The following is a 26,395-nucleotide window of genomic DNA, read 5'->3' on the forward strand; positions in this document are numbered from 1 at the left end:
CGGGGGCTAGCGCGCGGCGGGGTCGATGGCGCCGACGAGGTCCGGCGGCAGGCGGGCGAAGAGGTCCTTCAGCATCCGTCCCGTGGCGCCCCAGACCTCGTGGCCGTCCACGGTGTAGGTGTCGGTCAGGAACGGGACGCCCTGCCGCACGAGCCGGCGCTGCTCGTGGCTCTCGCGCAGGGCCTCGAGGTCGAGCTCGAGCACCGCGTCGACCTCGCGCGGCGACAGCTGCCACCGGCCGGGGTGCTCGACCCAGCCGACGACGGGGTAGACCGCGTAGCCCGTGACGAACGTGCCGACCGGGGAGAGGGCGCCGAGGACCTCGACGTTCTCCGGCCGCAGACCGATCTCCTCGTGGGCCTCGCGCAGCGCGGTCGCCGTGGGGGTGGGGTCGTCGTCGTCCGAGCGACCGCCGGGGAACGCGATCTCGCCGGCGTGGCGGCGCATGGTGGCCGGCCGGCGCGTCAGCACGACGTGGATCCGTCCGCGGAGCTCCACGAGCGGGACCAGGACGGCCGCGCGGGTGGTGCCGTGCGCGTCGAGCTCGGCGGCGTGCTCCGTCGGGAGCAGCACCGCCCGGATGCGCTCGCGCGCGTCAGCCGACGTGGGCAACCCGCTCGACGCGCTCGTCGAACATGACCTCGCCGTCGAGGACCCGGTGCACCGGGCACTTCGTCGCGATGACGCGCAGGCGCTCGAGCTGCTCGTCGTCGATGGTGCCGTCGACGCGCATGACGAGCTCGAACCGGGTGGGGCAGCCGCGCTCCGGGGCGGGCTTGTAGGTGCACTCCACCTCGACCTCGCCGATGTCCCAGCCCTTCTTGTCGGCGTACATCTGGAGCGTGATCGCGGTGCAGGAAGCCAGGCTCGCGGCCATCAGCTCCTGCGGGGTGGGGCCCGAGTCCTCGCCGCCCATGTCGATGGGCTCGTCGACGGTCGTGCTGTGGTGCCGCATCCTGACGGAGTGGCGGAGATGGTCCTCGCGGGTGGCGCGAGCCTTGACCTGCATCGTTGTTCCCTCTGTTTCCGGGATCGAGGCCGAAAGTCCAGTATGCCACCGTGGCCGCCTATACTCCGCCGGCCAGCACGGGGCGTGGCGCAGCCTGGTAGCGCACCGACTTTGGGTGTCGGGGGTCCCCGGTTCGAATCCGGGCGCCCCGATCATCGGTCACGGCGAGTGGGGACCCCGGATCCGCGGGGCCTCCCGCTCGCGGCGGCCCCCGACACGAGGGACGATCCGGGTGCGCGCAGAGTGCGTCCGGAGGCCGGTCGGTGCGCGTGCCAAGATGTCCACGTGGCCATCGACCAGCACGAGCACGCCGCGACCCGTCCAGGGCCTGAGCAGGTCACGAGGACGGAGGTGCTCCGGGCCTCGCCGCCGATGTTCCGCACGCCGACGGTCGACCGCGTCACCCGCGTGCACCCCCTGGTCCCCGTCGTGCTCTTCGTCCCGGCGATCGGGGTGCTCTTCGCGCTCGCCCTCGGTCGCGGGCTGGGCGTCGGCACCGTGCTGCTGCTCGCGTTCGCCGGGTGGGCGTTCTGGGGCCTCGTGGAGTACTGGGTGCACCGCATCGTCTTCCACATCGAGCCGGAGCAGGGCTTCGGCGCCCGGCTGCACTGGATGGTCCACGGGGTGCACCACGACCACCCGAACGACCCGCTGCGGCTCGTGATGCCACCCGCGGTCTCCGTCCCCGGCAACGCGCTGTTCGTGCTCGCGTTCGTCGCGCTGTTCGGCCTCGGATCCGGGCTCGCGGTCGGCGTCGGCTTCGTCACGGGGTACCTCGTCTACGACGTGATCCACCACGCGCTGCACCACCATCGCCCGCGCACGCGGCTCGGCCGGCGGATGCGCGAGCTGCACATGCGCCACCACTTCCAGGACGACACGCGCGGCTACGGCATCTCGGCGCCCTGGTGGGACCGCGTGTTCGGGACCGCGCCCGAGCGGCCCGGCGCCCGCCCGCGCTAGCCTCCGGGGCCTCGCCCCCATAGCTCAGCTGGATAGAGCAGCGGCCTTCTAATCCGCAGGTCCTTGGTTCGAATCCAAGTGGGGGTGCCTCGGGCGACCGGACGCTCCGCGCGACAACCGGGTAAAGTTCCCTGGGCGCGGCGGACGTAGCTCAGTCGGTAGAGCTCCTGGTTGTGGTCCAGGCGGTCGCGGGTTCGAGTCCCGTCGTTCGCCCCTCGCGCCCCACGGCGTCGCTGCCCTGCAGCGGCGCCGTTCTGCGTTCCGGGACCGCCGGCGTGGGCGATCCCTTGCACGGCGGATCGATTCGGTGGCGACCGCAACCTTTCGCACGGGGACCGGTTGGGAGGGATGTACGAACCCCCAGTACCGAGGAGACAACCCCCATGTCCCGCATCACGAACACCGCCCGCAGCTTCAAGTCGGGCCGCGTCATGACCGTCACCGCCGCCGCCGTCGTGGCCGCCGCAGTGGCCGCGCCGCTCGCGACGGGTGCGAACGAGGGCACCCCGCTCAAGGGCGGCCAGCGCAGCGGCACCTTCAGCTCCGAGACGAAGGTCATCGCGAAGAACAACGCCTTCGGCACCCGCCAGTCCAACCTGGGCGCCGGCGGCGGCGCCATCTACGGCTGCCGCGCCGCCACCGCCGGCAAGGGCTGCATCGAGGCGTCCAACCTGAACAACGGTCAGGCGTTCAACTTCCGCTTCCGCGGCGAGCTGGGCGGCACCATCACGACGCTGCTGCCGAACAAGGACGCGGCGCGCCCGTTCACCACGAACGCCACGGGCGTCGCGACCGGCCTGAACGCCGACCGCGTCGACGGCAAGGACGCGCAGCAGATCGTCGAGGAGGCGCGGTCCGGCACGAAGACGACCGTCGTCACCGCCGAGGGCGCGCTCGCGAACCAGCGGGGCTTCACGGCCGCGGGCCGCGAGGCCGCCGGTCGCTACCTCGTCACCGCGGACGCCGACATCTCGAAGTGCGTCCCGCAGGTCACGGTCTACGGCACGGACGCGACGCCCGGGTCCAACGCCACGGTGGAGCCCGTCGGCGCGAACCAGATCCGCGTGCGCACGCAGAGCGCCGGCGACGCGACGACGGACCCGACCGCCGTCGACCGCCAGTTCGCCCTCACGGTGACCTGCTGATCCACCGGCCCCCGCGACGCCGAGCGTCGCACGGCCGTACCCGGCGCCCGAGGGCGCCCTAGCAGCACGTGGCGCACCGACGGCGCCATGCAGGACCACGCGGCGCCCTCACGGGCGCCGCGGCCCGTTCCGGGGTGCTGTGCCCTCAGTGGGAGCGACGGCGCGCCACCGCGGCGGCGGCCCGCTGACGGAGCGCCCCGCCGGCGATCGTGGCGAGCTCGAGGAGCGTCCCCAGGAGGTGGCCGACGGGCCCGGAGGCGAAGGCCAGGACGGTGCGGTCCAGCCGCGTGGGCGCCTCGGGGTGCATCACGCCGCTATCGTTGCCGATCCTCATGTCCGCTGTCTCCACGACCGTCACCGAACTCCCCGATTCCCGCGTCAAGGTCGAGGCCGAGGTGACCCCCAAGGCGGTCGAGCAGGCGATGCTCGCCACCGCCAAGGTGCTCGCCCGCGACCTCCGCATGCCGGGCTTCCGTCAGGGCAAGGTCCCGCCGCCCGTCGTCCTCCGCCGCTACGGCCGCGAGACGGTGCTCGACGAGGCCCTGCGCCGCGAGATCGGCACGTGGCTCGTCGCCGCCGTCGAACAGGCCGGGGTGAAGACCGTCGGCGAGCCGCAGGTCAACATTGGCGACATGCCCGCCGAGGGCGAGCCGCTGAAGTTCGACTTCGAGATCGGCGTGCAGCCGAAGGCGACCCTCGGCGACCTCGAGCCCTTCGAGGTCGGCCGCCGCGAGCCCGCCGCCGACACCGAGCGCGTCGAGCAGGAGATCCAGACGCTCCGCGAGCGCCAGGCCAAGCTCGTCCCCGTGGAGCGCGAGGCGAAGGAGGGCGACACCGTCCTGATCTCGTTCGTCGGCCGCATCGAGGGCGAGGAGTTCGAGGGCGGCGCCGGACGCGACCAGCTCGTCGAGCTCGGCTCCGGCCGCCTCGTCCCCGGCTTCGAGGACCAGCTCCAGGGCGCCAAGGCCGGCGAGGACCGCGACGTCACGGTGCAGTTCCCGGACGACTACGGCGCGGAGCAGCTCCAGGGCGTCGAGGCGGTCTTCGCCGTCACGGTCCACGAGGTCCAGGAGAAGCAGCAGCCCGAGCTCGACGACGCGTTCGCCGAGGAGGCCGCGGGCGTCGACACGCTCGACGAGCTGCGCGAGGACATCGCCCAGCGCCTGAGCGAGGAGGACGGCACGGCCATCGAGCGCGAGTACCGCGAGGCCGTCATCGACACCCTCATGCTCAAGGCCGAGGTCGAGATCCCGGACTCGCTCGCGAAGGCGCGCGCCTCCGAGCTGCTCGAGCGCACCCTGAACCAGCTCTCTCAGCAGGGCATCTCGCGCGACCTGTACTTCCAGATGTCCGGCAAGAGCGAGGACGAGCTGCTCGCCGAGGCCGCGCCCGAGGCCGGCCGCTCGCTGCGCCGCGAGGCCGCGGTCGAGGCGTACATCGCCCAGGAGGGCATCGAGCCCGCCGACGGCGACCTGCTCGACGTCCTGAACGCCCCGGCCGCCCAGCAGGGCACCACGCCGGAGAAGCTGCTCAAGCGCCTCGAGCGCGACGGCCACCGCGACGAGCTCGTCGCGGACGTCGCCCAGCAGCAGGCCATCGAGCGCCTCGTCGAGAAGGCCACGGCCGTCTCCGTCGAGGACGCCCGTTCGCGCGGCCTGCTGTGGACGCCCGAGGCCGGCGAGGACCCCGCCACCGGCGGCGGTCGCCCGTGGGCGGCGGAGGAGGCTCCGGCCGCCGACGACGCGCCGGCGGCCGACGCCGACGAGACCCCGGCGGAGTCCGCCGAGGCCGACCAGTCCTGAGCCTGCGGCCGGGCGCCGATGGCGCCCGGCTCCCCGGCCCCGCAACGCTCGTCCCCTGCTGGCAGGGGACGGCGGGTGCGGTTGGTAGGCTGAGCAGCAGGTTCTTCCGAGCCCCGGCCCAGGCGCAGACGCGCACAGGCCGGGTCCCTGCACCCCACTCGAAAGAGGGAACCCCAGCATGAGTCCGATGGTCCCCATGGTCGTCGAGCAGACCGCTCGCGGCGAGCGCGCGTTCGACATCTACAGCCGTCTGCTGAACGAGCGGATCATCTTCCTGGGGACCCCGGTCGACGATCAGATCGCGAACCTCATCGTCGCGCAGCTCCTGCACCTCGCGTCCGACGACGAGGACAAGGACATCTCGATCTACATCAACTCGCCCGGCGGGTCGGTGTACGCGGGCCTCGCGATCTACGACACGATGCAGTTCATCAAGCCGCAGGTCCGCACGATCTGCGTCGGCATCGCGATGTCGATGGGCGCGGTCATCCTCTCCGGCGGCGCGCCGGGCAAGCGCATGGCGCTCCCGAACTCGAAGATCCTGATCCACCAGGTGAGCTCCGGCTTCCAGGGTCAGGCGACGGACGTGGACATCCACGCCCGCGAGATCATCGAGCTGCGCGGCAAGCTCGACCAGATCATCTCCCACCACTCCGGCACCCCGCTCGAGAAGGTCAAGCGGGACACGGAGCGCGACTACTTCATGGACCCGGAAGAGGCCAAGGAGTACGGGATCATCGACAACGTCGTCACGAAGGCCTAGCCGGCTCCTCGGACCGGACGGCTCGCGCGAGCGACCCACGAGACACAGGACGCGACCATGGCCCGAGCCACCGAGAGCGGCGAGCAGCTCCTCTGCTCCTTCTGCGGCAAGTCGCAGCGGCAGGTCAAGAAGCTCATCGCCGGCCCCGGCGTCTACATCTGCGACGAGTGCATCGAGCTCTGCAACGAGATCATCGATGAGGAGCTCTCGGCGCAGCCAGGCTTCGACGTCGAGCACCTGCCCAAGCCGCAGGAGATCTTCGGCATCCTCGACGAGTACGTCGTGGGACAGGACGCGGCGAAGCGCACCCTCGCCGTCGCCGTCTACAACCACTACAAGCGGGTGCGGTTGGCGCAGCGTCCCGACGTCGACGTCGAGCTGCAGAAGTCGAACATCCTCATGCTGGGGCCCACGGGCTGCGGCAAGACGCTGCTCGCCCAGACGCTCGCCCGCATCATCAACGTGCCCTTCGCGATCGCCGACGCCACGGCGCTGACCGAGGCCGGGTACGTGGGCGAGGACGTCGAGAACATCCTCCTCAAGCTGATCCAGGCCGCCGACTTCGACGTGAAGAAGGCCGAGACCGGGATCATCTACATCGACGAGATCGACAAGATCGCGCGCAAGGCCGACAACCCGTCGATCACGCGCGACGTCTCGGGCGAGGGCGTGCAGCAGGCGCTCCTGAAGATCCTCGAGGGCACCCAGGCGTCGGTGCCGCCGCAGGGCGGGCGCAAGCACCCGCACCAGGAGTTCCTCACGATCGACACGACGAACATCCTGTTCATCTGCGGCGGCGCGTTCGCCGGGCTGGACGACGTCGTCAAGCGCCGCACGGGGCAGCACAGCGTCGGCTTCGTCGACGCGGAGGAGCACGCGCAGGACGACGTCCCGGACGATCGCCTGTTCGAGAACGCCCTGCCGGAGGACCTGGTCGAGTACGGCCTGATCCCCGAGTTCATCGGCCGCCTGCCGGTCGTCACGGCCGTGCGTCAGCTCAAGCGCAGCGATCTCATCACGATCCTCACCGAGCCGAAGAACGCGCTGGTCAAGCAGTTCCAGGCGAGCTTCGCGTTCGACGACATCGAGCTGGTCTTCCAGGACGAGTCGCTCGACGCCGTGGCCGACAAGGCGCTCGAACGCGAGACCGGGGCCCGTGGCCTGCGGTCGATCCTCGAGGAGGCGCTCTTGGACGTGCAGTTCGAGCTCCCGAGCCGCCGCGACGTGCGCAAGTGCGTCGTGACCCGCGAGACGATCTCGGACGGCCGTCAGCCGACGCTCGTGACGGAGGCCGTCGCGGGCGACGACCACGGCGGGCTCACGGCCGAGTCCGCCTGAACGGGGTCTGTGCGCCGGGGCGGGGGCCGTGTCGCGGCCGCCCGCCCCGGGTACCCTCGAAGACATGGGTCTTCTCCGCCGTGCCCCCGTCGTCGCCGGTCGCCGTGCCGTGCCGTGGCTGCTCGTGCTCGAGCTGCTCCGTCAGGGCCAGCAGCACTGGAACCAGCAGCTCAGCCCGCGTGAGCGCAGCCGCGCCCTCTCCCTGCTCAAGGCGAGCAAGGGCCGTCCCGGGTCGCTGAGTGCCCGCGAGCAGGAGGAGCTGCGCGCCCTCGCCACGAAGCTCGACCTGAAGGGCTTCGGCACCCGCGCGGCCCTGTCCACCGCCGGCCGCCGCGTCGGCCGCCGGCACTAGGGCGCAACCGCGGGCCGGGCACCGGCCCCGGACTCCGGTCGACCTGTCCCGCACCGCGGGCGGCCGTCAGGCCGCTCCTGCGGCTGCACCGTGGCTGTCGGCGGCCGCCAGCAGCACCGTGACGATGCGGTCCGGCTGCTCGAACATCGGGAGGTGCCCGGCGCCGTCGAGCACGTGGACGTGGACGGCGGCGGGCAACGCCGCCCGCGGCGCGGTGACGGCGCGGTCCAGCGTCGCCCACACGACGTGCACGGGGATGCGCGCGGCCAACGGTGCCAGCCGGCTCCGCACGTCGTAGACCCGGGCCCGCATCGCGGCGCTGACCCGCTCGTAGTCCGCGGCGCGGACGTAGCCGCGGACGACTGCGAGGGCGTCGGTGTACCCGAAGCCGCCGCTGCCGCCGAGGACGCCGTGTAGCACGGCGTTGCGCACCCGCCGGGGCGCGAGCAGCGCGGGGAGGACGGGGGACAGGCGCCGACCGGCCTTGATGGCCCGGCCCTCGTGGGCGGCGAGCGGGCGGGACCAGAAGCCCGCGGGCGTGATCGCCACGACGGAGCGCACCCGGGCCGGCGCCAGCTCGGCCAGCTCCAGCGCGACCCAGCCGCCAAGGGAGTGCCCAACGACGTGGACCCGCTCGACGCCTGCGGCGTCCAGCGCCCGCACCACGTCGGCGGCCAACGCCGCCGGCGTCGGCTCGATGTCGTCCGGCAGCGGCGGCGCGACCCCGAACCCCGGGAGCTCGGCCACGAGCACGTCGCGCGTCTCCGTCAGCCCCGGCAGCAGCGGGGACCAGGAGTGGCGGTCGCCGCCGAGTCCGTGGACGAGCAGCAGGGGCGCCCCGTCGGGCGCGGGAGCCTGCGGGGACCGGCGGGCGTCGTGCCGCTCCAGGTGGGTCTGCATGAAGGGTCCTCCGCGGCCGATCGTCGGCCGGACGCGGTGTCGGATGCACGAGCGCACCCCGAACGCAGGGGGATCCTAGACTGGAGGGGATGTCCGACACGACCGATTCCCCTCGCCCCGAGCCCGCCCAGGTCGAGGCGGAGGTCTTCGCGCGCTGGGAGGAGGCCGGGGTCTTCCGTGCCCGGGAGGACGTGGAGGGCGCCGAGTCGTTCTCCGTGGCGATCCCGCCCCCGAACGTCACCGGGGCCCTCCACATGGGTCACGCGCTGAACGGCTCGATCCAGGACGCGCTCGTGCGCCTGAACCGGATGCGCGGCAAGAACGTCCGCTGGACCGTCGGCACGGACCACGCCGGCATCGCGACGCAGACGAAGGTGGAGCAGGCGCTGGTCGCGGAGGGCACGAGCCGCGAGGAGCTCGGACGCGAGGCCTTCGTCGCCCGCACGCAGGAGTGGCGTCAGCAGTACGGCGGCACGATCATCGGCCAGTTCCGGCGCCTCGGCTGCTCCGCCGACTACGAGCACGAGCGCTTCACGATGGACGAGGGCTACGCCCAGGCCGTCCTGAAGGTGTTCGTCGACCTCTACGAGCAGGGTCTGATCTACCGGGACACCTACCTCGTGAACTGGGACCCGGGCTCCCGCTCCGCGATCTCCGACCTCGAGGTCGAGGACCGCGAGGAGACGGACACGCTCTTCCAGATCGCCTACCCGCTCAAGGACGCCGACGCGTCCGCCGACGGCGTGACCGAGCTCGTGGTGGCGACCGTCCGCCCCGAGACGATGCTGGGCGACGTCGCCGTGGCCGTCCACCCCGAGGACGAGCGGTTCAAGCACCTCATCGGCCGCACCGTCCTGCTGCCCTTCGTCGGCCGCGAGCTCCCCGTCATCGGCGACGACTACGTCAAGACGGACTTCGGCACCGGGTGCCTGAAGATCACGCCGGCGCACGACCCCAACGACTTCGAGATCGGCCACCGCCACGGGCTCGAGCAGCTCAACGTGATCGGCGAGGACGGCCGGATCACCGGCGGCTACGCCCCGCAGTTCGAGGGCATGACGACGGCCGAGGCGCGCGAGGCGATCGTCGCCGCGCTCCGCGAGCAGGGCGCACTGCGGGCCGAGGAGCCCTACACGCACACCGTCCCGTTCTCGCAGCGCTCGGGCCAGCGCATCGAGCCGCTGATCTCGCTGCAGTGGTTCATGCGGATGGACGAGCTGGCGCAGCCCGCGATCGACGCGGTCAAGGACGGCCGCGTGCGCATCCACCCCGAGAGCCAGCAGCGCCGCTACATCGCGTGGCTCGAGGAGATCCGCCCGTGGGTGCTCTCCCGCCAGCTGTGGTGGGGCCACCAGATCCCCGTCTGGTACCGCGGTGACGAGACGTACTGCGGCGTCGAGCCCCCGGAGGGCGAGGGCTGGGAGCGCGACCCCGACGTCCTCGACACGTGGTTCTCGTCCGGGCTCTGGCCCTTCGCGACCCTCGGCTGGCCCGAGGGGACACCGGAGCTGCGGGCCTTCTACCCGACCTCCGTGCTCTCGACGGCGCGCGACATCCTCTTCCTGTGGGTCGCCCGCATGGTGATGCTCGGCCTGCGCTTCGCCGACGACGTCCCCTTCCGCGACGTCTACTGCCACTCCGTCATCCAGGCGCCCGACGGCCGCCGCATGAGCAAGTCGCTCGGCACGGGCATCGACCCGCTGGCCCTGATGGACGGCGGCCCCCGCCCGGCCGTCTTCGCCAAGAAGAAGGGCGCCGACGCCGGGGAGTTTCCGGCCTACGGCGCCGACGCCGTGCGCTTCGGCCTGCTCGCGATGTCGTCGACCCAGGACGTGCGCTTCTCGGAGGAGAAGATCGCGCAGGGCAAGCAGCTCGTGACGAAGCTCGGCAACGCCGTGCGCTTCGCGGCCGGCCGCCTGGGGGACGCGGACCAGGCCGTCGCGGCCGCCGGCGTGTCGGGCGCCGACCTCCCCACGCGCCTCGAGGACCGCTGGATCGTCTCGCGCACGGAGCGGATCGCCCGCGAGACCGCCGCCCGCATCGACGAGTACGACTTCGCGAAGGCCGCGCTCGGGCTCTACGACTTCGTCTACGGCGAGCTCTGCGACTGGTACCTCGAGCTCGTGAAGGGCCGCGAGGCCGCCACGGACGCCGACCTGTCCCGCACGCTGGCCTGGGCGCTGCGCCGCACCCTGCAGATCGCGCACCCGGTCATCCCGTTCGCCACGGAGGAGGCCTGGGCGTCCATCCCCGGCACCTCGGGCCTCCTGGCGGCCTCGCTGCTGCCGGCGCCCGACGACGGGCTGCTGGACCCGGAGGCCGAGGAGCGCCTGGCCCGGGTCATCGACGCCATCACGACCGTGCGCTCGTGGCGCAACGGCGCCAACGTGCCGCCCGGCCCGATCCTGCCGGCGCGCCTCGAGGCCGACGGCTACGACGACGAGGCCACGACGCTGATCGCGCGGCTCGCCCGCCTGCAGCCCACGGACGAGGCCGGCGACGCCGTGCCCGTCGCCATCCCCGGCGGCCAGGTCGCGATCCTGGCCGGCGAGCACGTCGACCCCGCCGCGGAGCGGGCGCGCGTGGAGAAGCGCCGCGCCGAGGTCGAGGGGCAGATCGCCTCGACGGAGAAGCGCCTGGGCAACGAGCAGTTCGTCTCGCGCGCCCCCGCCGAGGTCGTGGCCGCCGAGCGGGCGAAGGTCGAGGCGCTCCGCGAGGAGCTCCGCACGCTGTGAGCGGCCCGGAAGCTCCCGGCGCGGGGGCGCTGCGGGCGGCCGAGGAGTGGCTCCTCGGCCGCGAGCTCTTCGGGATCCGCCCCGGCCTGGAGCGGATGCGCGTGCTGCTCGCCCGCCTCGGCGACCCGCAGGACCGCTTCGACGCGATCCACGTCGTCGGGTCCAACGGCAAGACCTCGACGGTGACGATCGCCGAGGCGCTCCTGGAGCGCCACGGGGTGCGGGCCGGGACGTACGTCTCGCCCCACCTCGTAAGCTTCCGCGAGCGCGTGGGCATCGCGGGGGAGCCGGCGGCCCCGGAGCCCTTCGCGGCGGCCGTGACGCGGGTGCGCGAGGCCGCAGAGGCCCTCGAGGCCGAGGCCACCCGGGCGGAGGCCGCGGGGGAGGCCCCCGCCATCGACGGCCCCGTCACCCAGTTCGAGGCCGTGACGGCGGCGGCGTTCGTCGTCCTGGCCGAGGCCGGCGTCGCGTGCGCCGTGATCGAGGCGGGGCTCGGAGGACGCTGGGACGCCACGAACGTGCTGCCCCCGGCGACGCCGGGGGGCGGAGCGCCCGTCGCCGTGCTCACCTCCGTCTCGCTCGAGCACACCCGCTGGCTCGGCGACACCGTCGAGGCGATCGCCACGGAGAAGGCCGCGGTCCTCCGGCCCGGCGGCGTGCTGGTGCTCGCCCACGGCCTGCCGGCGGGGGCCCGCGAGGTCGCCCTGGCCCGCGCGGCCGAGGTCGGGGGGACGGTCGTCGAGGCCCCGGCGGACCCGGGGCCCGACGTGCCGACCCCGGGCGCCGCGCATTACCAGCGGCGCAACCTCGCCACCGCGATCGCCGCGGTGTCGGCGGCGCTGGGGCCCGACGTCCCGCGCGACCCCGGCGCCGAGCGCGACGTCGCGGCGCACCTCGCCGTCCCCGGCCGCTTCGAGACCGTCGAGCCCGGAGGCGGTCCCGACGGCGGTCCGCGGGTGATCCACGACGGCGCCCACAACGAGGCGGGCTTCGTGGCGCTCGGCGACGCCCTGCGCGCCGACCCGCCGTCGCGACCGCTCGTGCTGCTCGTGGGCGTGCTGGACGACAAGGATCCCGTCGGAATGCTCGCCGCCGTGGCCCCCTGGGCGGACGCCGTGGTCGTGACGGAGCCGACGAACCCCCGGCGTCTGCCGGCGGCCGACCTGGCGCGCGTCGCGGCGCGGGCGCTGCCCGACCGCGAAACCCGCGTGGTCGCCGGCGTGCACGACGCGCTGGCGGCGGCCCGTACACTTGCCGGATCGCGCGGCACGGTGCTGGTCACCGGGTCGCTGCACCTCGTCGCGGATCTTCGCCGTGGCCGGGGAGCCGGCCCCGGCGCGCGCTTCTGACCATGCCTTCGTCCACCCCTCGCCACGACGACCAGATCCCGTTCCTGCGCATGGTGCTCGCGGTCGCGGCCGTCGTCGCGGTCGTGATCCTCGTGTTCTTCGCGATCGGTTACGGCCTCGGCCGGGCCTTCGTCTAGCCCGCGCGTGTCCGTACCAGGAATCACCCGACCCGGCGACGAACTACCGTTCCTGTGAACCCCATGCCTGCTCCTCTCGCCGTGTTCGGCATCAACAACAGCACGCTCGACACGGTCGTGAAGCTGCTGGTCCTCTTCGTCGTCCTGATCTGGCTGGCGCTCGTCTACTACACGTGGGCCGACGCGCGCCGCCGCATCTCCGACCCGATCCTCATCGGCACGGCGACCCTCGCGGCGCTCGTGCTGCCCTTCGCGGGCACGATCATCTACATGGTCGTGCGGCCGCCGGAGTACCTCGACGACGTCCGCGAGCGCGAGCTCGAGATGCAGGCCGCCGAGGCCCGCCTGCTGCAGTCCGGCGTCCTCCTGTGCCCGCACTGCGAGTACCAGGTGCAGAAGGACTTCCTGCGCTGCCCCTCCTGCCTGAAGAAGCTGCGCGACCAGTGCACGGGCTGCGCGCGCCCGCTCGATCCCGAGTGGCGCATCTGCCCGTTCTGCGAGACGGAGATCCCCGGCCGCACGCCGCGTCGCCGCCGCGCCCGTGCCGCAGGACCGGGCGGGCCGGGCGAGGACGAGCCGCAGGCCGAGCCGGACCCCCGCGAGGGCCGCCGGGGCGAGCCCCGCGCCCGGCGCTGATCCGCCGCGGCCACCGGCCGCGGCGCACCCCGCCGACACGCGCCCCCGCGCGGCTGCTTCACTTTCCGCGTCCGTACCTCCCAGACGCGCGGATCGCCGCGCAGGAGACCCATGTCCCGCACCCTCATCCTCGTCAAGCCGGACGGCGTCCAGCGCCAGCTCGTCGGCGACGTCCTCGGCCGCTTCGAGCGCAAGGGCCTGAAGATCGCCGCCCTCAAGCTCGTGCAGCTGCAGACGGCCGTCGTCGAGGAGCACTACGCCCACCTCAACGACAAGCCGTTCTTCGGCGAGCTCGTGTCCTTCATGACGCAGAGCCCCGTCGTCGCCGCGATCCTCGAGGGCGACTCCGCCGTCGAGGTCGGCCGCCAGGTCATCGGCGCCACGAACCCGCTCGAGGCCACGATGGGCTCGATCCGCGGCGACCTCGCGATCTCCGCCGGCGAGAACATCGTCCACGGCTCGGACTCGGACGAGAACGCCGAGATCGAGATCAAGCGCTTCTTCTCGGAGCTCGGCTGAGCCGATGACCCCCGGCGGGAGCGGCACCCCGGACCCTGACGGTCCGGTGCCCGCGCCCGCCGGCCCCGCGCTGGTGCTCGCCTCGGCGTCGCCCCAGCGCCGCACGATCCTCACGACGCTCCGCGTCCCGCACCGCGTGCGGGTGGCGGGGGTCGAGGAGACCGCCGACGGCGAGCCCGTCGCGGTCGCCGTCGAGAACGCGCTGCGCAAGGCGCGCGCCGTCGCGGCCCTCGAGCCGGCCGGCACCCTGGTGCTCGGCGCCGACACGGTGATCGTCGACCGCACGGAGCCGATGCCCCGCGCCGTGGGCAAGCCGGGCGACGCCGCTGAGGCCGCCGCGATGCTCGCCCGCTGGTCGGGCGCCGACCACCACGTGGCCTCGGCCGCCGCCGTCGTGCGCGCCGGTGCGGGGGAGGGGCACGAAGTCCTGCTCGCGGACGCCGACCTGACCCGCGTGCGGTTCCGGCTCTTCGACGAGGCCGACGTCGCCTGGTACGTCGGCACGGGCGAGTGGGAGGGCCGCGCCGGCGCCTACGCCATCCAGGAGCGCGGCGGCCTGCTCGTCGACGGGATCGACGGCGACTGGTGGACCGTCGTGGGCTTGCCCGTCGCGATGCTCGCGCGGCGCATGCCCCAGCTGCTGCGCTGAGCGCCTGCCCGCCCCGGCGGCCGACCGGCGCGTCGGTGGCGCCGCGGCACTCCTCGTCGCGGCGGCGCGCCCACCGCGGGTGCGCCCGCGCTTGCAGGCCCGCCTGCACCTCTGGGCCGGGGTGGAGGCTCCGATACACTCCGCGTCCGGTCCGCGGCGGTGGGTCCGCCCGGCGCGCGTCCCTCGCGCGCCCGTTCCCACCGACATCCACGAGGACCCGGAGCCCCTGCCTCGATGAGCATCTTCAGCTATCTCACCGGGATCGGCAGCCGCGACATGGCCGTCGACCTCGGCACCGCCAACACCCTCGTCTACGTGCGGGGCCGCGGCATCGTCCTGTCGGAGCCGTCCGTCGTGGCGATCGACTCGCGCTCCGGCGAGGTCCACGCCGTCGGCATCGAGGCCAAGCGCATGCTCGGCCGCACCCCGGGGACGATCCAGGCCATCCGTCCGCTGAAGGACGGCGTCATCGCCGACTTCGACGTGACGGAGGAGATGCTGCGCCACTTCATCCAGAAGGCGCACCAGAACCGCTTCGCGCACCCCCGCGTCGTCGTCTGCGTGCCCTCCGGCGTCACCGGCGTCGAGAAGCGCGCGGTCGAGGAGGCCTCGATCTCGGCCGGCGCCCGCCAGGCGTACCTCATCGAGGAGCCGATGGCCGCCGCGATCGGCGCGGGCCTGCCCGTCGCCGAGCCGACCGGCTCCATGGTCGTCGACATCGGCGGCGGCACGAGCGAGGTCGCCGTGATCTCGCTCGGCGGCATCGTCGTCTCCCAGTCCGTCCGCGTCGGCGGCGACGAGTTCGACGAGGCGATCGTCGCCTACGCCAAGCGCGAGTACAAGCTGCTCATCGGCACGCAGATGGCCGAGGACGTCAAGCTCGAGGTCGGGTCCGCGTACCCGATGGTCGAGGAGGTCCAGACCGAGATCCGCGGCCGCGACATGGTCTCGGGTCTGCCGAAGACCGTCGTGATCACCTCGGAGGAGGTCCGGACGGCGCTCGAGGAGCCCCTCTCGACCATCATCGAGGCCGTGAAGGAGACGCTCGACCGCACGCCGCCCGAGCTCTCCTCCGACATCATGGACCGCGGGATCATGCTGGCGGGCGGCGGTTCGCTGCTGCGCGGGCTGGACGAGCGGCTCCGCGAGGAGACGCAGATGCCCGCACACCTGGCAGAGTCCCCGCTGACGTGCGTGGCCGTCGGCTCCGGGCGCTCGCTGGAGGAGTTCGAGGTCATCCACCGGATGAACCGCGGACACTCCCGCAACGGGCGCCGCCGCAACCGCTACTGAGCACCCGCCGCCGCCCGAGCCGGCCTCCGCGCGCCGTCCCCCACCTCGCGCACCCCCTGTTTTGATCGATCCCGCCGCCCGCCGTCGCCGTCGCCTGCTCCTCGCCGCCCTCGTGGTGGTGTGCCTCGTCCTGATCACCGCGGGCTTCGGCTCGACCGGCGGCTCGTCGACCGGCGGGCCGATCGGCGCCCTGGGCGAGGGTGCCTCGAAGATCGCCAAGCCCGTGCGCGACCTCGTGCGCTGGGTCGGCGACACCGCTGACGCGAAGGGCGAGGCGGAGGAGCTGCGGGCGGACGCCGCCCGGCTGCGCAAGGAGAACGTCGACCTGACGTCGCGCCTGCGCAAGTTCCCCAACGAGCGTCGGCTGCAGGCGCTGATCGCCCGGTACGACCTGCAGCGCAACAGCCCGGTGCCGGCGAACGTCATCGGGCACTCGCCGACCGCCTGGGCCACGACGATCACGATCGACCGCGGCGCGAACGACGGGGTCGAGGAGCGCCAGGCCGTCGTCGGCGCGGCGGGGGAGGGTGCCGGGCTCGTCGGCTTCGTCAGCGCCGTGAGCGGCGGGCAGGCGACCGTCTCGCTCCTGCCGAGCCAGGACGTGGCCGTCGGCGCCCGCCTCGTCACGAAGGACCTCGCGACGAACCGGCTGATCCTGACCGTCCACGGGGCCGGGGCCGGCACCGTCGACGACCTCGAGCTCGACTTCGTGCCGTCCACGACGGACATCGAGCCGGGGACCCTCGTCGCCACGTCCGGCACGGTGGGCGACACGACGCAGTTCCCGTCGAACGCCCCGCCGGAACTGCCCATCGGCAAGGTCACCCGCGTCGACAACGAGCGCACGGACGAGCAGGTCGCCCACATCAAGCCGCTCGTCGACCTGCGGACGCTCGAGAACGTCCAGGTCCTCACCCGCGTCGTCAACGGGAACCGCGGGCAGTGAGCACCCGGCCGCCGGTCCGCCGCGCGGGCCCGCGCCGGCGCCGTCGGCCGCGACTCCCCGACCACGCCCAGCTCGGCCCGCAGCCCGTGCTGCGGCTCGTCGTGCTGGGAGTCTTCGTCGTCCTGCTCCAGGCCGCGATCTTCGGACGGCTCCACTTCTTCGGTATGCAGGTCGACCTGGCGCTGCTCGGCGTGCTCATGGTCGCCCTGCTGGCCGGCCCGCTCCACGGCGTGGCGTTCGCCTTCGGGGTCGGCCTGCTGCTCGACCTGATCACGGGCCAGACGACGGGCATCACCTCGCTCGTCTACATCACCTCCGCCTACGCGATCGGACGCCTGGGCGAGCTGCGCGACCCGGAGAGCAGCGTCGTGCCGGTCGTCGTGGGCCTCTTCGGCACGGCGGGCGTCCTGGTCGTCTACGGGGTCGTCGAGCTGCTGCTCACACAAGGCGTCCGCGTGTCCGGGAGCATGGCCTGGGTGATCGTCGGCACCTCGGTGATCAACGCCGTCCTGTCCCTCCCCGTGCATAATCGGGTGAAGGCCTGGCTGCTGCCGATGCTTCCCGAGGAAGCGCGCCGCCGCCGTCGACGCCGCAGCTACGGCCGGCGTTCCCCGTCGTCCGACCTCGACGTGCGTATCCGATGAGCTCCCGTGACCGCAGGACACCGACCCCGCAGCTCGCGCTCCGCGTCGCGGCGTTCGGCATCATCGCCTTCGGGATCTTCGCGATCCTGTTCCTGCGGCTGTGGTTCCTGCAGATCCTGCAGGGCGAGCAGTACCTGACCCAGGCCGCGAGCAACGGCGTGCGTGTCGTCCGCGTCGCCGCGCCGCGCGGCATGATCGTCGACCGCAACCGCAAGCCGCTCGTCGAGAACCGCGCCTCGATCGTCGTGACGATGCAGGCCGACGCGATCCCCGACGACGACCGCGACACGATCGCGGACTGGGGGCAGAAGACGGGCGAGTACGAGGTGGCGGTCGACCGCCTGTCGGAGCAGCTCGTCGACGTGCAGCGGAAGGAGGACGAGGCGCGCGCCGAGACCCGCACCGAGGCGCAGCAGCAGCGGCTCGAGCGTCGCCTGAACCGCCTCACGCCGGCCGAGGCCCGCGCCCGCCGCCAGACGTTGAGCCGCCGGACGGCCCGTCGCAAGCGCGCGGCGGACCGCGAGGCCACGCGGCGCCTGGCCGACAAGCGCCCGAGGGCGCTGCGGGTCAGCCGCGACGCGACGCCCGAGCTGCGGGCCAAGCTCGACCGGATCGGCGAGATCCTCGGCGAGTCCACGCCCGCCCTCTACGAGCGCGTCGTCTCCAACACGCTCAAGCTGCCCTGGGCCGGCGTCCCGCTCAAGAGCCGAGGGGTCAAGCCGCAGATCCGCAACTACCTCCTCGAGCGTCAGGCGGACTTCCCCGGCATCACGGTCACGAAGGAGTACCTGCGGCGCTACCCGCAGGGCGAGCTCGCCGCGCAGCTCTTCGGCAACATCGGGCAGATCAGCGAGGGCCAGCTGAAGGAGACGAAGTACCGCGGGCTGAAGGCCGGCCAGAAGATCGGCCAGGACGGGCTGGAGTACGAGTACAACAGCTACCTCCAGGGCCGCGACGGCGAGCAGCGCGTCGAGGTCGACGCCCAGGGGCGTCCCACCGGACGGGTCCAGGAGACAGAGGCCCAGCAGGGCAGCCGCCTCATGCTCTCGCTCGACACCGCGCTCGAGAAGACCGGCCAGTACGGCATGGAGAAGGAGATCGGGAACTCCATCGACTCCAAGACGAACTACCGCGCCGCCGGCTCCTACGTGGCGCTCGACCCGCGCAACGGCGAGATCCTCGCGATGGGGTCCTATCCGACGCTGAACCTCAACACGATCTACGGGCAGATCTCCCAGCGCCGGTCCAAGCGTCTGACGGGGCGCCGCAACGGCTCCCCGATGCTCAACCGCGCGATTCTCGGCCAGTACCCGACGGGCTCCACGTTCAAGATCGTCTCCGCCATGGCCGGGCTGTCGACGGGCGTCGTCACGCCCGACGCCCAGACGGCCGGCGGCGCCTGCCGGACCTTCGGCACCGCGGGGCAGGAGTTCTGCAACGCCGGCAAGGAGGACCTCGGGCCCTCGGACCTCGTGCGCTCTCTCCAGGTCTCCTCCGACGTCTACTACTACGACATCGGCGCCGCGCTCTACAAGCAGAAGGACAAGCCGCTGCAGACGTGGGCCGGCCTGTTCGGCTACGGCAAGCGCACGGGCGTCGACCTGCCCGGCGAGGCACCCGGCGTCATCCCCGACAGCGCGTGGCGCAAGCAGCGCAACCAGGCCGAGCTGGACTGCCGCCGCGACGAGGGCAAGGCCTCCTGCGGCCTCGTCGGCGACATCAACGGCCAATTCCTCCTGGGCGACAACGTGAACCTGTCCGTCGGGCAGGGCGACTTCCTCGCCACGCCGCTGCAGGTCGCCGTCTCCTACGCCGGGCTCTACGACGAGCCGGGTAAGGAGACGTCGCAGCTGCACTTCCCGACCCCGCAGCTCGGCACGCAGATCCAGACCTCCACCGGCGTGCTCGAGCAGAAGTTCGACACGAAGAAGCGCCGGACCGTCGACGTCGGCGACCCGACCTGGAAGCAGAAGATCCTCCAGGGCCTGCACGCCGTGACGCTCCCCGGCGGCACCGCCGCGGGCGTGTTCGACGGCTGGGACCACGGGCGCTACCCCGTCTACGGCAAGACGGGCACGGCCCAGCGCTGCAACGACTCGACCTGCCCGGACCAGGCGTGGTTCGCCGCGATGGTGCCGGACGCCGAGAGGCCGATCGTGATCGCGGCCACCGTCGAGAACGGCGGCTTCGGCACCACGACCGCCGCGCCGATCGTCTGCCGGATGCTGCGCACGTGGTTCGAGCAGCCCCCGTCCACCGCGACCTGCGCCGGCGCGAAGAGCGACGCGAACGCGACCGAGTGATGGCGACCGACCGCTCCACCGCCGGCTCCGTCGGGCTGCGCGCTCCGCGTCGCCGGCGGCGGTCGATGGCCGACGTCGTCGACGTCAGCCTGCCCTTCGATCCCATCCTCGCGTTCGCCGCGGTCGCGCTGAGCCTCTGCTCCGTGATCGCTCTCGCCGGCGCGACGGAGGGCAACTCCTTCGTCGTCCGCCAGGCCGCCTACGCGCTCGTCGGCCTCGGCATCGCCGCGGTCGTCTCGCGCGTCGACTACGCGCGCTGGCAGGCCATCCGCTGGCCGCTCTACGCGTTCACGCTCGGGTCGATCGTCGCCGTGGCGCTGTTCGGGCAGAACGTCAACGGCACCACGCTGTCGATCAACCTCGGCTTCTTCAGCTTCCAGGCCTCCGAGCTCGGCAAGGTGCTCGTGGCCGTCGTCGGCGCGAGCTTCATCGTCGACCGCCGCCACGACGCGCACTCCTGGCGCACCACGGGCGGCGTCCTGCTGCTCGTGCTGCTGCCGGCGGCGCTCACGGCCGACTTCGGCTCGTCCCTCGTCTACGGGGCGATCGCGCTGGCCGTGCTGCTGATCGGCGGGGCACCGGGCAAGCACCTCGCGACCATCGGGGTCGTGGGGGTCGTGGCCGTCGTCAGCGTGCTCGGCGTGCTGCCGGCCGCCGGCGTCGACGTGCTCCGCCCCTACCAGGTGGACCGCATCACGGCCTTCCTGAACCCGGAGAACGACGCGAACGAGGCGACGTTCCAGCTCAAGCAGGCGAAGGCGGCCGTGGGCTCGGGGCAGAAGACCGGTCGCGGCGACGAGGCGACCCAGCAGAAGCTGGGCTACCTGCCTGAGAAGCAGACCGACTTCATCTTCGCCTCGATCGGCGAGCGGTTCGGGTTCGTGGGCACCGCGATCGTCCTCTCGCTGTTCGCGTTGGTCATGTGGCGAGGGCTCCGGATCCTCTCCACGGCCAGAGACTTCTACGGCGCGGTGCTCGCGGCCGGTATCTTGGCCATGCTGTTGTTCCAGGTCCTGGTCAACGCAGGGATGAACGTCGGCATCATGCCGATCACCGGCATCCCACTCCCACTTGTGAGCTACGGCGGGTCCTCCGTCCTGTCCACCTACCTCGCGATCGGCCTGCTCCAGGCGATCTACGCGCAGGGTCGGGCAGCGACGCGACGAGGCCCGACCGTGGACAGAACCGACTGATAGGCAACCATGAGGAAACAGGTCCTCGTGAGCGTGGACCGCGGGGAGACCCGCGTCGCGCTCCTGGAGTCCACCGAATCCGCCGGGCAGGGCAGCGACGGCGCAGCCGCCGCCGCCCCCAACGGCGAGAGCACCTCAACGGGTGGCCGTCGCCGGCGAGGCCGCGGACGGGGCGGCAAGAAGCCGTCGTCCGACTACCGCGTCGCCGAGCTCTACTTCGAGCGGCGCTCGAACCGCTCCATCGTGGGCAACGTCTACAAGGGTCGCGTCGACAACGTGCTGCCCGGGCTCGAGGCGGCGTTCGTCGACATCGGGCTGGAGAAGAACGCGTTCCTCCACGTCGACGAGATCCGTCTCCCCGGCGTCAAGACCGTCCGCCGCGGCCACGGTGGCCACGACGGCACGAAGATCTCCGACCTGATCAAGCCCGGCGACGAGCTCGTCGTGCAGGTCACCAAGGACCCGCTGAAGACGAAGGGCGCGCGGGTCACGATGGATCTGACCATCGCGGGCCGCTACCTCGTCTACGCCCCGAAGGGCGAGGGCGTCGGCGTCTCGAAGAAGGTCGACGACCACGAGCGCAACCGCCTGCGGCGCGAGGTCAAGGACCTCGAGCTCAACGGCGGCGGGGCGATCGTCCGCACCGCCGCGCGCGGCGCGGTGCGCGAGGACTTCGAGCGTGAGCTGCCGTACCTCTTCAAGCTCCACGAGGTCCTGGAGCAGCGGGCGCAGGAGCTCAGGGGCCCCTGCATGGTCTTCCAGGAGGCCGACCTCTCCGTCCGCGTCGTCCGCGACATCTTCTCTTCGGAGTTCGAGAAGGCGATCGTCGACGACCCGGCCCAGGTCCAGCGCCTGAAGTCGTTCTTCACCCGCACGGCCCCGGAGCTCGTCGACAAGGTCGAGCTGTGGGAGGACTCGGCCCCGCTGTTCGAGGCCTACGAGGTCGAGGACGTCATCGACGGCCTGCTCGGTCGCCGTGTCGACCTGCCCTCGGGCGGCTACCTCATGATCGACTACGGCGAGGCGTTGACGGTCATCGATGTCAACTCCGGCTCGTTCACGGGCAAGGGCAAGCAGGCCCGCCTGGAGGACACGATCACGCGGACGAACCTCGAGGCGGCCGAGGCGGTCGTCAACGAGCTGCGCCTGCGCGACATCGGCGGCATCATCGTCATCGACTTCATCGACATGGCCCGTGCGCGCAACCAGCGCGAGGTCTTGAAGACGCTCCGCGCGAAGCTCGCGGAGGACCGGACGAAGACCTTCACCGCCGAGATCTCGAAGCTCGGGCTCGTCGAGATGACGCGCCAGAACGTGACGGAGGGCGCCCGCGAGGTCATCACCCGCGCCTGCCCGACGTGCGACGGCGACGGCGTCATCAAGAGCGAGGAGACCCTCGCGATCGAGTTCGAGCGCCAGCTGCGCGAGATCGCCGCCCGCGCCCCCGAGGCGTCCCAGGCGTTCCTCGTGCGCATGCACCCCGGCGTGGTCGCGGAGTTCACCGGCCAGAGCGCCAAGGTGCTGCACCAGCTCGAGGCCCAGACGGGCCGCTACTTCGTCTTCGAGGGCACGGAACGTCTGCCCCTCGACGACTTCGAGGTCGTGATGGAGGGCTCCATCGACGACGTCCGCGAGCGGGCGATCCCGTTCGGCGAGGGCGAGGAGGTCCTCGTCCAGATCGTCGAGCCGCACATGTACAACGTGGACGACGCCGTCGCGAAGGTCGGCGGCTACGTCGTCTCCGTGACGAACGGCGGCCGCTTCGTCGGCGAGAAGAAGCTCGTCCGCATCGAGCGCGCCGGCCGCACGTCGGCCAGCGCCGTGCTCGTGGGCCCCGACGCGGTCCTGCCGGCCGACAAGGGCGCTGCGGCGCCGGACCCCGGCACCGCCACGGGCACGACGTCCAAGCGCTCCTCGCGCCGCCGTCGTAGCCGCTCGGCCGCCGCGCGCGCCGAGGAGGCCGCCCAGGAGTCGGTCGACGAGGAGGCGACGGAGGACGACGTCCTCGAGATCGACGCCCCCGTCGACGCCGACGAGCTCGAGGCCGCGGCCGACGAGGTCGTGGAGGCCGCGGACGAGATCCTGGACGCCGTCGAGGAGGTCGAGCTCGTCGCCGCCGTCGAGGCGGGGGAGGCCGACCCGTCCGAGCTGGGCGAGGACAAGCCGCGCCGCCGCTCGCGCGGCCGCGGTCGCCGTGGGCGCGGTCGTGGTGAAGCACGGCCCGACGGCGAGGCCGCGGATGACGTATCCTCTTCCGTCCGGCGTCGCACTGGTGGTGCGCGCCGCTCTGCCGCGTCCCCCGAGGACCCGCCCACGGGTGAGACCGCAGAGACCATCTCGTCCGAGTGAGCCGTATGTACGCAATCGTCAAGACCGGTGGCAAGCAGTACCGCGTCGAAGAGGGCCAGGAGATCCTGGTCGAGAAGCTCGACGCCGATGCTGGCGCTGCCGTCACCCTGGAGCCCGTGCTCGTTCGTGGAGACTCCATCGCGATCAGCGCTGACGCGCTGAAGTCCGCGAACGTGGGCGCCACGATCGTGGAGCACACGAAGGGCCCGAAGATCCGCATCTTCAAGTACAAGCCCAAGCGTGGCTACAAGCGGACCACGGGCCACCGTCAGCCGCTCACGCTGATCCGCATCGACTCGATCTCGGCCTAGCGCCGAAGACTCGAAGGAGCACCAGAACTCATGGCACACAAGAAGGGCCTCGGCTCCTCTCGCAACGGCCGCGACTCGAACTCCCAGCGCCTCGGCGTGAAGGTGTTCGGCGGCCAGATCGTCACGGGCGGCGAGATCATCGTCCGCCAGCGTGGCACCCGCTTCAAGCCGGGCACCGGCGTCGGCATCGGCAAGGACGACACGCTCTACGCGAAGGCGCCGGGTACCGTCGCCTTCAAGCGCGGCTGGCGTGGCCGTGTCGTCGAGATCGAGCCCGTGGCGGCCCCCGAGGCCGTCGCCGCCGACTAGCGACCCCGCGTCACCCCGCCGCGCCCCACGCGCGGCGGACGCAGCACCGCAGGACGAGAGGACGGCCCGCCATCGGCGGGCCGTCGTCGTTCCGGGGGCGGGACGCCGGGGCGCTAGGCGCTGCGGCGCAGCCACTCGCTCGTGGCGATGCTCAGAACGGCGCCGGCACCCGCCAGGGCGGCGGTGGCGACGACGCCGGAGCGGGGGAGCAGCTCGCGAGCGTTCAGCGTGGCGGCCAGGTCGACCGCGTCGCCGATCGCGCTCGTGCGGGCCCAGCGGTACCCGCGGGCCGGGTCGCCGGCGCTGTGGGCCACCGCCATGCCGATGAGGGCGTCCCGGACGCCCAGGCCCTGCAGCGCCACCTTGGTCGGGGCCGTCTTCCCGCCCTCGCCGAGCCACGCCTGCCCGACGCGCCCCGGGGCCGCGATGAGGGCGACCCCGACGGCGATGCGGCTGACGCCGATGGCGCGGGAGACGTTCTGGGGCGTGAGGATGCTCATGGCCTCCCCCTACCCGAGAGAGGTGTGCGGGACCCACCCCGGACGTCTCGGGGCGGGCCTCGTCGGACTGCGGCCCGGCCCGGGGCACCCGCGGAGGCGCGTGACCCACCCCGGGCGTCTCGGGCGGCTACGAGTCCTGGGCCGTCGGGCGGATGAGGATGTCGTTGACGTCGACGCGCGCGGGGCGGGAGAGGGCCCAGAGGACCGCCTCGGCGACGTCGTCGGCGTGCAGCGCCTCCATCTCGGGCTTCTCGTCGAAGAACGGGGTGTCGACCATGCCCGGCTCGATCAGCGTCACGCGGGCGCCCGTGCCGTTGAGCTCGGCCCGCAGCGACTCGGCCATCGCGCCCACGGCGAACTTCGTGGACGAGTAGAGGCTGCCGGGGAAGGCCTTGCGGCCCGCGACGGAGCCCGTGAGCAGCACGTGACCGCCGACCGCGCTGATCGGGTCGATGACGGCGCGGATCGTGAGGGCGGCGCCGAGGACGTTCGTCAGCACCATCTCGCGCCAGTGCTCCGGCGTCTCCTCGCGGAACCCGCGCGCGGCGCCGAAGCCCGCGTTGGCGAACGCGGCGTGCACGCCTCCGAACCGCTCCGTGGCGGCCGCGACGGCCGCCTGCTGGTCCTCGAACGAGGTCACGTCGCAGACGGTCGCCAGCGCGTGGTCGGCGCCGAGCTCGGTCACGAGCGCGTCGAGCTTGTCCTCCGAGCGGGCGGCGAGGGCGACGTTCCAGCCCGCGGCGACGGCCGCGCGGGCGGTGGCCGAGCCGATGCCGGAGGAGGCGCCGGTGATGAGGAGCGTCTTACGATCGGTCATGACCCGAGTCTGGCACGCGCTCCGGGCCGCCCCGTGGGCACGCGGCGGGGGGCAGGGCGTCCGTGCGACCATCGGTGGGTGCTGTCCGATTCCGCGCACATCTTCGTCCAGGGTGGGAACGGCGGCGACGGGTGCACCTCCTTCCGCCGCGAGGCGCACGTACCCAAGGGCGGGCCGGACGGCGGGGACGGCGGACGCGGCGCCCACGTCGAGCTGATCTGCGACGACTCCTACCGCGACCTGCAGTCCTTCTCGCGGCGCGTGCACTACAAGGCGCCCCGCGGCCGCCACGGCGAGGGTGCCCTGAAGAAGGGCCACGACGGCGAGGACCTGATCGTGAAGGTCCCGCCGGGCACGCAGGTCACGGGGCTCGATGGCACGGTCCACGACCTGCTCGTCCCCGGGCAGTCCGTCGTCGTCGCCCAGGGCGGCTCAGGGGGACGCGGCAACGCCCGGTTCGCCTCGGCCACCCGCCAGGCGCCGCGCTTCGCCGAGAAGGGGCTCCCCGGCGACGAGGGCTGGATCGACCTCAAGCTCAAGCTGCTCGCCGACGTCGGCCTGATCGGGCTGCCCAACGCGGGCAAGTCCTCGCTGCTGACCCGCGCCACCCGCGCCCGGCCGAAGGTCGCCAACTACCCCTTCACCACGCTCGAGCCCGTGCTGGGCACGATCGACGGCGAGCGCCGCCAGCTCATCGTCGCCGACATCCCGGGCCTCATCGAGGGTGCGAGCGAGGGCAAGGGCCTCGGCCACGAGTTCCTCGCCCACGTCGAGCGCTGCCGGATGCTCGTGCACGTCCTCGACATGAAGCCGCTGGACGGCAGCGATCCCGTCGAGAACTACGCGACGATCGAGAAGGAGGTCGCGGCGTACGACGAGCGCCTGGCGACCCTCCCGCGCGTGCTCGTGCTGAGCAAGGCCGACATCGTCACCCCCGAGGAGGTGCAGGACGCCGTCGCCTACTGGCGCGAGACCCTCGACGGGCCGGACGTGCCGGTGCTCGAGGAATGGGAGGAGCCGGTCGAGCCGGAGATCCCGATCCTCGTGACCTCGTCCGCCACCGGCCAGGGCATCGACGAGCTGCGCGCGCTCCTGCTGCGCAAGGTGCCGTCGCGTCCCGCCGTGGCGACCACCGCCGGCGTCGACCTCGGCGACGCGCCGCTGGCCGAGCACAAGGTCTACCGGCCGCGCGTCGCGCGCGACTGGTCCGTCGAGCCCGACGGCGAGGGCGGCTACCGCGTCGTCGGCGACGGCATCGAGCGGCTCATGGCCCGCCACGACCTCGACAACGAGGAGTCGCTGGAGTACGTCGAGCAGCGCCTGCGCAAGATGGGCGTCATCGAGGAGCTCCAGTCCCAGGGCTTCGAGCCGGGCGACGACGTCGAGATCGCCGGCCTCGTCTTCGAGTTCGACCCCGAGGCCTAGCGGGCGGA

Annotated in this window: 27 protein-coding genes and 3 tRNA genes; 24 read left to right on the forward strand and 6 right to left on the reverse strand. The window is 72.7% G+C overall.

Features of this window, described 5'->3' with window-relative positions; translation table 11 throughout:
• Window positions 1-6: 6 nt before the first annotated feature.
• Complete coding sequence (locus F593_RS22605) at window positions 7-573, reverse strand: NUDIX hydrolase (RefSeq protein WP_245540778.1); 567 nt, start codon at window positions 571-573, stop codon at window positions 7-9.
• Between the two features lie 22 nt (window positions 574-595).
• Window positions 596-1,009: an OsmC family protein gene (locus F593_RS0105215; RefSeq protein ID WP_022927701.1), complete on the reverse strand. Its 414-nt coding sequence runs from the start codon at window positions 1,007-1,009 to the stop codon at window positions 596-598.
• Between the two features lie 78 nt (window positions 1,010-1,087).
• On the opposite strand from F593_RS0105215, the gene F593_RS0105220 reads away from it, so the two are divergent.
• The 5 genes from F593_RS0105220 (at window position 1,088) to F593_RS0105240 (ending at window position 3,117) form a co-directional block, all read left to right on the forward strand.
• A tRNA-Pro gene (locus tag F593_RS0105220) sits at window positions 1,088-1,161 on the forward strand.
• Window positions 1,162-1,294: 133 nt separating this feature from the next.
• Window positions 1,295-1,972, forward strand: coding sequence for a sterol desaturase family protein (locus F593_RS0105225; RefSeq protein ID WP_022927702.1), 678 nt, complete (start codon window positions 1,295-1,297; stop codon window positions 1,970-1,972).
• Between the two features lie 13 nt (window positions 1,973-1,985).
• Window positions 1,986-2,059 (forward strand) — tRNA-Arg (locus F593_RS0105230).
• Window positions 2,060-2,112: 53 nt separating this feature from the next.
• Window positions 2,113-2,185, forward strand: a tRNA-His gene (locus tag F593_RS0105235).
• Between the two features lie 170 nt (window positions 2,186-2,355).
• The gene (locus F593_RS0105240; protein ID WP_022927703.1) at window positions 2,356-3,117 is read left to right on the forward strand and encodes a hypothetical protein; all 762 of its coding nucleotides are present in this window, start codon (window positions 2,356-2,358) and stop codon (window positions 3,115-3,117) included.
• Window positions 3,118-3,262: 145 nt separating this feature from the next.
• On the opposite strand, the gene F593_RS29765 is transcribed toward F593_RS0105240, so the two are convergent.
• Window positions 3,263-3,427, reverse strand: a complete 165-nt coding sequence (locus tag F593_RS29765; protein WP_022927704.1) for a hypothetical protein — start codon at window positions 3,425-3,427, stop codon at window positions 3,263-3,265.
• Between the two features lie 22 nt (window positions 3,428-3,449).
• Here F593_RS29765 and tig point away from each other — a divergent pair, with 22 nt between their 5' ends.
• From tig to F593_RS0105265, 4 genes are all read left to right on the forward strand, one after another.
• Window positions 3,450-4,919, forward strand: coding sequence for a trigger factor (tig, locus tag F593_RS22610; RefSeq protein ID WP_022927705.1), 1,470 nt, complete (start codon window positions 3,450-3,452; stop codon window positions 4,917-4,919).
• A gap of 178 nt (window positions 4,920-5,097) precedes the next feature.
• The gene (gene clpP / locus F593_RS0105255; RefSeq protein ID WP_033205957.1) at window positions 5,098-5,682 is read left to right on the forward strand and encodes an ATP-dependent Clp endopeptidase proteolytic subunit ClpP; all 585 of its coding nucleotides are present in this window, start codon (window positions 5,098-5,100) and stop codon (window positions 5,680-5,682) included.
• A gap of 57 nt (window positions 5,683-5,739) precedes the next feature.
• The gene (gene clpX / locus F593_RS0105260; protein WP_022927707.1) at window positions 5,740-7,020 is read left to right on the forward strand and encodes an ATP-dependent Clp protease ATP-binding subunit ClpX; all 1,281 of its coding nucleotides are present in this window, start codon (window positions 5,740-5,742) and stop codon (window positions 7,018-7,020) included.
• Window positions 7,021-7,084: 64 nt separating this feature from the next.
• Window positions 7,085-7,372 carry a hypothetical protein gene (locus tag F593_RS0105265; protein ID WP_022927708.1) on the forward strand — a complete coding sequence of 96 codons (288 nt, stop codon included), beginning with the start codon at window positions 7,085-7,087 and terminating at the stop codon, window positions 7,370-7,372.
• A 66-nt stretch (window positions 7,373-7,438) separates the two neighbouring features.
• Here F593_RS0105265 and F593_RS0105270 read toward each other — a convergent pair whose 3' ends face one another.
• The gene (locus F593_RS0105270) at window positions 7,439-8,272 is read right to left on the reverse strand and encodes an alpha/beta fold hydrolase (protein WP_157251583.1); all 834 of its coding nucleotides are present in this window, start codon (window positions 8,270-8,272) and stop codon (window positions 7,439-7,441) included.
• 89 nt (window positions 8,273-8,361) lie between these two features.
• On the opposite strand from F593_RS0105270, the gene F593_RS0105275 reads away from it, so the two are divergent.
• From F593_RS0105275 to rpmA, 14 genes are all read left to right on the forward strand, one after another.
• A complete protein-coding gene (locus F593_RS0105275; RefSeq protein ID WP_022927710.1) occupies window positions 8,362-11,007 on the forward strand; it encodes a valine--tRNA ligase in 2,646 nt (881 codons plus the stop codon).
• On the forward strand, window positions 11,004-12,356 hold the full coding sequence (locus tag F593_RS22615; protein WP_022927711.1) for a bifunctional folylpolyglutamate synthase/dihydrofolate synthase: 1,353 nt from the start codon (window positions 11,004-11,006) through the stop codon (window positions 12,354-12,356). Before F593_RS0105275 ends, F593_RS22615 begins: the two co-directional genes overlap by 4 nt.
• Before the next feature lie 2 nt (window positions 12,357-12,358).
• Window positions 12,359-12,493 carry a hypothetical protein gene (locus F593_RS31050; protein WP_022927712.1) on the forward strand — a complete coding sequence of 45 codons (135 nt, stop codon included), beginning with the start codon at window positions 12,359-12,361 and terminating at the stop codon, window positions 12,491-12,493.
• A gap of 63 nt (window positions 12,494-12,556) precedes the next feature.
• On the forward strand, window positions 12,557-13,129 hold the full coding sequence (locus F593_RS22620) for a double zinc ribbon domain-containing protein (protein ID WP_022927713.1): 573 nt from the start codon (window positions 12,557-12,559) through the stop codon (window positions 13,127-13,129).
• Between the two features lie 111 nt (window positions 13,130-13,240).
• Window positions 13,241-13,648 (forward strand): nucleoside-diphosphate kinase, encoded by a 408-nt coding sequence (gene ndk / locus F593_RS22625; RefSeq protein ID WP_022927714.1) that lies wholly within the window; start codon window positions 13,241-13,243, stop codon window positions 13,646-13,648.
• 46 nt (window positions 13,649-13,694) lie between these two features.
• Window positions 13,695-14,297, forward strand: coding sequence for a Maf family nucleotide pyrophosphatase (locus F593_RS22630; RefSeq protein ID WP_022927715.1), 603 nt, complete (start codon window positions 13,695-13,697; stop codon window positions 14,295-14,297).
• A gap of 234 nt (window positions 14,298-14,531) precedes the next feature.
• Window positions 14,532-15,590 (forward strand): rod shape-determining protein, encoded by a 1,059-nt coding sequence (locus F593_RS0105305; protein WP_022927716.1) that lies wholly within the window; start codon window positions 14,532-14,534, stop codon window positions 15,588-15,590.
• 61 nt (window positions 15,591-15,651) lie between these two features.
• Window positions 15,652-16,536 (forward strand): rod shape-determining protein MreC, encoded by an 885-nt coding sequence (locus F593_RS0105310; RefSeq protein WP_022927717.1) that lies wholly within the window; start codon window positions 15,652-15,654, stop codon window positions 16,534-16,536.
• A complete protein-coding gene (gene mreD, locus F593_RS27810; protein ID WP_022927718.1) occupies window positions 16,533-17,180 on the forward strand; it encodes a rod shape-determining protein MreD in 648 nt (215 codons plus the stop codon). Before F593_RS0105310 ends, mreD begins: the two co-directional genes overlap by 4 nt.
• On the forward strand, window positions 17,177-19,483 hold the full coding sequence (locus F593_RS27815; RefSeq protein ID WP_022927719.1) for a penicillin-binding transpeptidase domain-containing protein: 2,307 nt from the start codon (window positions 17,177-17,179) through the stop codon (window positions 19,481-19,483). The genes mreD and F593_RS27815 overlap by 4 nt, the downstream gene beginning before the upstream one ends.
• Window positions 19,483-20,676: an FtsW/RodA/SpoVE family cell cycle protein gene (locus F593_RS0105325; protein WP_022927720.1), complete on the forward strand. Its 1,194-nt coding sequence runs from the start codon at window positions 19,483-19,485 to the stop codon at window positions 20,674-20,676. The genes F593_RS27815 and F593_RS0105325 overlap by 1 nt, the downstream gene beginning before the upstream one ends.
• Before the next feature lie 9 nt (window positions 20,677-20,685).
• Window positions 20,686-23,025, forward strand: coding sequence for an Rne/Rng family ribonuclease (locus F593_RS0105330; protein ID WP_022927721.1), 2,340 nt, complete (start codon window positions 20,686-20,688; stop codon window positions 23,023-23,025).
• Window positions 23,026-23,030: 5 nt separating this feature from the next.
• Window positions 23,031-23,336: a 50S ribosomal protein L21 gene (gene rplU, locus F593_RS0105335; RefSeq protein WP_022927722.1), complete on the forward strand. Its 306-nt coding sequence runs from the start codon at window positions 23,031-23,033 to the stop codon at window positions 23,334-23,336.
• A 30-nt stretch (window positions 23,337-23,366) separates the two neighbouring features.
• Window positions 23,367-23,645, forward strand: a complete 279-nt coding sequence (gene rpmA, locus F593_RS0105340; protein WP_022927723.1) for a 50S ribosomal protein L27 — start codon at window positions 23,367-23,369, stop codon at window positions 23,643-23,645.
• A 113-nt stretch (window positions 23,646-23,758) separates the two neighbouring features.
• Here the strand turns inward: rpmA and F593_RS22645 are convergent, their stop codons facing one another.
• Together F593_RS22645 and F593_RS0105350 are read right to left on the reverse strand one after the other, a co-directional pair.
• On the reverse strand, window positions 23,759-24,145 hold the full coding sequence (locus F593_RS22645; RefSeq protein WP_022927724.1) for a hypothetical protein: 387 nt from the start codon (window positions 24,143-24,145) through the stop codon (window positions 23,759-23,761).
• Between the two features lie 127 nt (window positions 24,146-24,272).
• Entirely contained in the window at window positions 24,273-24,962 is a 690-nt protein-coding gene (locus F593_RS0105350; protein ID WP_022927725.1) for an SDR family oxidoreductase, read from the reverse strand.
• Window positions 24,963-25,040: 78 nt separating this feature from the next.
• Here F593_RS0105350 and obgE point away from each other — a divergent pair, with 78 nt between their 5' ends.
• Window positions 25,041-26,387 (forward strand): GTPase ObgE, encoded by a 1,347-nt coding sequence (gene obgE / locus F593_RS0105355; protein ID WP_022927726.1) that lies wholly within the window; start codon window positions 25,041-25,043, stop codon window positions 26,385-26,387.
• Window positions 26,388-26,395: the final 8 nt, after the last annotated feature.

It is taken from the genome of Patulibacter americanus DSM 16676, from assembly GCF_000420025.1.
Classification (GTDB): Bacteria; Actinomycetota; Thermoleophilia; order Solirubrobacterales; family Solirubrobacteraceae; genus Patulibacter; species Patulibacter americanus.